Origin of the sequence: Pyxidicoccus caerfyrddinensis (assembly GCF_010894405.1) — a bacterium.
In the GTDB taxonomy this organism is placed as follows: Bacteria; Myxococcota; Myxococcia; order Myxococcales; family Myxococcaceae; genus Myxococcus; species Myxococcus caerfyrddinensis.
On record NZ_JAAIYA010000068.1, the window covers coordinates 1 to 5,659 of the forward strand.

Consider the following 5,659-nt stretch of genomic DNA (forward strand, 5'->3'; position numbering starts at 1 on the left):
CCGGAGATGAAGATGCCCGTCTGCCCGGTGGCGCGGAAGTCCGCCTTCAGGCCGCGCGCGCGCATCTCCTTCTCCAGCGCGAGCACCGTGTACTTCTTGCCCACCGAGCAGTCCGTGCCCACCGTCAGGAGCCGCAGGCCCGGGCGCTTCGTGAGCATAGGAAGGACAGGAGCCCTCTTGGGCGTAGCAGGCGGGAGCAGAGCGGGAGGTGAGGGACGCTGACGGGGAGCCCATGAGCCGCACGCCGAGCCGGCGCAGAAGCCTTTCATCTCCAGCAGACACACGCCTGCCCAGCCCAGGCCGCCTTCCCAGGAGGGGAGAGGCAGGGGCCTGGCTGTCTTGGCTGGCTGTGGCGGCTTGAGCTTCAACACCCCGCGGCCTGGGGAGGCCCGCGCGCCGGGGCCAGTCTCGCACCTGCAGTGGGCAGGCCCCGGTGCTCCAGAATCGCTCGCACCCCTCCCGCCTCCTTCACGTACGCCAGCACTCGCCGCCTGCCTCCACCCCTCATGCAGGCGAACACGTCGACGTCGAACGTCCTGCTGAGCAACTCGGCGTAAGTCCACTCGCGGTGTCCTCTGCTTCATCCGCTCCTTCCTGGCCGCTGCCTCAAGCCCCGCGCTCGCCTCCTGCGCACCTGCTTGAGCGACAGCGTACTTGCGGTGACGAGCCAGCTTGTGCGGCCGTCAGGCCCCGTCACCCCAGTGCTGATGACGGACCCGGCGCACCTGTGTCAGCGGATGCCTCGCTCGCGCATCAGGGCGTCGCTGGTGGCGTCCCGGCCGCGGAATGCGCGGTAGCCCTCGAACGGGTCCACGGTGTTGCCCACGGAGAACACGTGCTGTCGCAGCCGTGCCGCCAGCTTGGGGTCGTGCAGTCTCCGGGCCTGCCTGAAGACCTCGAACGCGTCGGCGGCCAGCACGTCCGCCCAGAGGTACGTGTAGTAGCCGGCGGCGTACGCGCTGCCCGCGAAGACATGGGTGAAGTGCGGCATCCGGAAGCGCATGCCGACCTCCGCCGGGGCTCCGATTTGCTGGAGCGTGTCGCGCTCGAACGCGTCCGGGTCCAGGGGCTGCTCCTTCGTCAGGTGCAGCTTCATCTCCACCAGCGCGGAGATGAGGAAGTCCACCAGGTAGAAGCCCTGGTTGAACGTCGCGGCCTTCTGGATTTTCGCCAGCAGGGCCGGCGGCATCGGCTTGCCCGTCTTGTAGTGCACCGCGAAGCGCCCCAGCACCTCGGGCGTCGCCACCCAGCGCTCCAGCAGCTTGCCCGGAAACTCCGCGTAGTCGCGCACCACGCGGCCGCCGCTCAAGGAGGGATGGGACACGTTGGAGCTCAGCACGTGCAGCGCGTGGCCGAACTCGTGGAAGAGCGTCTGCGCGTCGCGCCAGCCGACCAGGGCAACCTCGCCGGGCCCTGGCTTCACGAAGGGCATGCTGTTCGACACGATGGGAGTGACTTCTCCCCGGAACCGCTCCTGGATGCGGTACGGGTCGGTCTGGCCGCCGTTGTACTTGCCCTGGCGCGCATAGGGGTCGAAGTACAGCAGCCCCACGTGACGCCCGCTGGCGCGGTCCTTCACCTCGAAGACGCGCACGTCCGGGTGGTAGACGGGCACGCCGACCGCGGGGGCGAAGGTGTAGCCGAACAGCTCGCCGGCCACCCAGAACATGCCCTCCCTCAGCTTCTCCAGCTGGAGGTAGGGCTTCACCTCGGTGTCGTCGAAGTCATACTTCGCCTTGCGCACCTTCTCCGCGAAGTAACGGTAGTCCCACGGAGCGATGTCCTCCGTCTGTCCGGAGCGCTGGGCCAGCGCCCGCATCGCGGCGACGTCCGCATGCACCTGGGCGACAGAAGGGGCCCAGGTGTCCATCAGCAGCTTCAGCGCGCGCTCGGGCGTGGCCACCATGGTCCCCTCGAGCTGCCGGTGCGCGTACGTTGGGAAGCCCAGCAGCCGGGCCTGCTCGGCGCGCAGTGAGAGGATTTCGCTGACGATGGCGTTGTTGTCGTGCGCGTCGCCGTGGTCGCCTCGGCTGTCGTAGTTGCGCCACACCTTCTCCCGCAGCGCCCTGTTGTCCAGGTACGTGAGGAAGTCCGCCACGGCCGAGCGCGTATTGGACACCACCCAGCGACCCTTCAGGCCGCGAGCCTCGGCTTCGGTCGCTCCTGCCTTGCGCAGAGGCTCCGGCAGCCCCGCGAGGTCCGTCTCGTTGTCGATGACCACCGCGCTCGCCTCGTCGGCGAGCACGTTCTGCGTGAAGGACGTGTAGAGGGCGGCGAGTCGCTGGTTGAGCTCAGCGATGCGTTTGCGGCCCGGGGCTTCGAGCTTCGCGCCGGAGCGGGCGAAGTCCCGGTAGTAATACTGGACGAGGCGCTGCTGCTCGGGCGTCAGCCGCGCCATCTCGGGCGAGTCATGCACGGCCTGGACGCGCTGGTAGAGAGCGAGGTCCTGTGACTGTTCGTCCCAGAATGCCGCCAGCCGGGGCGCCATGGCGCGCTCGACCTGCTGGAAGTCGGGCGTGTTCATCACCGTGGACCAGGCGTTGTAGACCTCGTAGACGCGGTTGAACGTCCGGCCCGCGTCCTCCAGCGCGGCGATGGTGTTCTCGAACGAGGGGGCATCCTTCGCGCGGAGGATGGCGGCAAGCTCGCGCCGGTTCTCCTCCATCGCGACCTCGAACGCCGGCTCGAACTGCTCGACCTTCACCTGGTCGAAGGGCGGCACTCCGCCATGGGGACCCGTCCAGGGCTCCAGCAGCGGGTTGGCGGGGGTGGCCGGGGCTGCGGACGCCAGGCCCGCCACGAGGAAGACGAACGCGCCGATTCTGTCCTTGGTCATGAAAACAGAATAGGAGTGCGAACTGCCGTCCATCCATCGAATGGAATTCGCCCGGGAGGCCCCAATGCCCCAGCTCGACCGAATCGATCGCGCGATTCTGACCGCCCTCCAGAACAATGCTCGGCTGTCCAACAAGGAGCTGGCCGCGCAGGTGGGGCTCGCGCCCTCCTCGTGCCTCACGCGGGTGCGGAAGCTGGAGGCGGACGGCGTCATCAAGGCGTATCAGGCGGACCTGGACGCCAACGCACTGGGGCTCGGCCTGCAGGCGCTCATCGCCGTCCAGCTCCGCCTCCACGTCGGCGAGGCCTTCGGCAACATCGGAGACCACCTGCGCTCGCTGCCGGAAACGGTGGCCGTCTACTGCCTCGGCGGCACCACGGACTTCCTCGTCCACGTGGTGTGCCGGGACACCGACCACCTGCGGCGGCTGACCATCCAGTCCTTCACGAGCCGGCCGGAGGTGAGCCGCATCGAGACGTCGCTGGTGTTCTCATACACGCGCCTGGGGCTGCCGGTGGACCATGCGCACGGCGACGGAATCCCTCCGCGCTGACTCCGCCGGAGCCTCCCGCACTCGAGAGTGAGGGAGGCCCGGTACATCAGGTACGGCGTCAGGCTTCTGGCGGTGTGCAGGACTGGGGGAAGAGGTTGCACGGGTAGCAGGTGCCGCTTCACAGAAGGAAGGACAGGAGCGCGATTGGGGGTAGCAGGCGGGAGCAGAGCGGGAGGTGAGGGACGCTGACGGGTCGCCCATGAGCCGCACGCCGGGCCGGCGCAGCAAGGACACGCGGGACTACTTCTCTCGGGTGAGCGAGTTGTTCGTGCCGCGCGTCTCCTGCTTCGGCTCGCCCCGCTTCCACGTCACCTTGTTGCCCACGCCCATGACGGTGATGGCCTTGGCGGTCTCCACCTTCACCTTGTTGTTGTTGCCGGACACCACCACGTCGCCGCATTCGCCCGACAGCTGGAAGTCATGGCTGGTGCCGGCGATGTCCACGCCCTGCCCGGCATTGCAGCTGACGGCCTCCTTCCGCATGGCGCCGCTGATCTGCAGCCGGCCCTCCGCGTTCGTCTGGACCGATGACGCGTCCGGGCCTGGCTGGGGGGCCATGGCCTTCGCCGCCGCGTCCTGGGCCGCCGTGCCGCCGTCCTTGCCCGCCTTGTTGCTGCCCTGGGCCCCCGCCACCAGCGGGCTTCCCAGCAGGCATGCCACCAACCCTGACAGCACCAGCGAACGTCCGTTCTTCGACATGGGTGTCTCCTCAGGCTCAGGACCGCGGATGGGCGAGGTGTGCCGCGCTCCACCCGGACGGAACATCCGGTTCCCGTCGCATGTATTCACCCGCCCTGGTTACCCGACCGGTGGGGGAGGGGCCAGCCGGGCCTCCGCGGTACTACGGAGTCGTGCCAGTGGATGACGTCCCGCGCGTCCGGGGGCTGCCATCGTGGTTAGAGACCGACCGCGACCGCGCCGCTGTCGCCACCCTGGGACATGAGGGTGGTGATGAACTGGTTCCTGAACACCGCGATACCGATGCCCGGGATGCCCACCTTGAGCGTGGCATTCAGGTGGGTGACCCTGCCCGTGGTTCGCTGCGTGGTGCGCCCCGTCTTCTGCACCTGCATGCCGATGCTGGGGGCCTGGGTGCAGTCGGAGGTCGCGAAGCGCACGCCGAGCAGGCTCAGCACCGTGTCGATGGGTGAGTAGAAGCTCAGGCTGACGCCGTCACCGCCCCACAGCAGACCCACGGCGGGATGCGCCTTGCTGGGCGCGGGCACGCTGTTGAGCGGCGTGTTGTCGATGGTGGACGCGTCGATGGGGGCCGCCAGCGCCGCATCCACGATGTTCGAGCCCTGGTCAGCGGAAATGATGGGGACGAACCTGGAGAGCCTGGCGAGGGTGTTGGCGGGCGCCACGCCACCGTCGTAGGGGCCCGGGTAGACGATGGGCGAGCCCATGGGCGCGGCGTTGTTGGCGGCGAGCACGTGGTTGTTCGACAGGATGCGCGGAGAGCCGTCCGTGTTGTCATAGACCACCGCGCCGAACGTGCCCGCGGTGACGCTCAGCTCGCCGATGCTGGTGCCCGGATGCGCCGGCAACTCGTTGGAGACGTTGGCCTGCTGGTAGAACGGCCCCGCCGCTTCGATGAGGTCGGTGGGGACGTCCAGACCGGAAACCGACAGCTTCGTGGGCAGCCGCACGCGCGAAGGCAGCGTCGCGGGCGGCACCTTCCGCGCGACGAAGATTGCCACCGCCGGGGCGCCGGTGTCCTGTCCGCCCACCATCTTGTGGCCCACCGCCACACCCAGGACGTTGGGGTCCTGCAGCAGCGAATCGCCGTGCATGTTGACGGCATGGATAACCACGTGAAGCGGAGTACCGGAATTCGAGGCCATGGACGTCTCTCCTTCCTCGCGCTCGGGCAAGGAGTTGCGAGGATACAGCGGAGATGCCTACGCCAGGAGGCGCTTTCGGAAGAACGCCAGGACCTCGTCTCTCGCGGTGGCGGTGGGCTCGCCCTCCCGGTCGACGAGGTGGACGGTCAGGACGCTGTGAGGCGTTGAGCATAGGAAGGACAGGAGCGCGATTGGGGGTAGCAGGCGGGAGCAGAGCGGGAGGTGAGGGACGCTGACGGGGAGCCCATGAGCCGCAGGCCGGGCCGGCGCAGAAGCCTTTCATCTCCAGCAGGCACACGCGGTGAGCGTCAAGGTAGTTGTCGCGTGAGAGAGTTCAGCCGGTGCGCTTCATCTCCTGCACTGCCGGGGTGAGGTTCGGAGAGGGGCCAAGGCGGACGGAGCCCGCTGGCGTCCAGTTGCGCGTGT

General features: G+C 68.4%; 5 protein-coding genes. 1 reads left to right on the plus strand and 4 read right to left on the minus strand.

Annotated elements, in window-relative coordinates:
- Positions 1 to 584, minus strand: a 584-nt coding sequence (locus G4D86_RS54200) for a DUF1611 domain-containing protein (protein WP_338050658.1), incomplete at its 3' end; no start/stop codon positions are given.
- Between the two features lie 146 nt (positions 585 to 730).
- Positions 731 to 2,836, minus strand: coding sequence for a M3 family metallopeptidase (locus G4D86_RS51360; protein WP_164003042.1), 2,106 nt, complete (start codon positions 2,834 to 2,836; stop codon positions 731 to 733).
- 64 nt (positions 2,837 to 2,900) lie between these two features.
- On the opposite strand from G4D86_RS51360, the gene G4D86_RS51365 reads away from it, so the two are divergent.
- A complete protein-coding gene (locus G4D86_RS51365; protein ID WP_164003043.1) occupies positions 2,901 to 3,389 on the plus strand; it encodes an Lrp/AsnC family transcriptional regulator in 489 nt (162 codons plus the stop codon).
- A gap of 240 nt (positions 3,390 to 3,629) precedes the next feature.
- Here G4D86_RS51365 and G4D86_RS51370 read toward each other — a convergent pair whose 3' ends face one another.
- The gene (locus tag G4D86_RS51370) at positions 3,630 to 4,088 is read right to left on the minus strand and encodes a DUF3060 domain-containing protein (protein WP_164003044.1); all 459 of its coding nucleotides are present in this window, start codon (positions 4,086 to 4,088) and stop codon (positions 3,630 to 3,632) included.
- Positions 4,089 to 4,285: 197 nt separating this feature from the next.
- Positions 4,286 to 5,233: a hypothetical protein gene (locus G4D86_RS51375; RefSeq protein ID WP_164003045.1), complete on the minus strand. Its 948-nt coding sequence runs from the start codon at positions 5,231 to 5,233 to the stop codon at positions 4,286 to 4,288.
- Positions 5,234 to 5,659 lie beyond the last annotated feature (426 nt).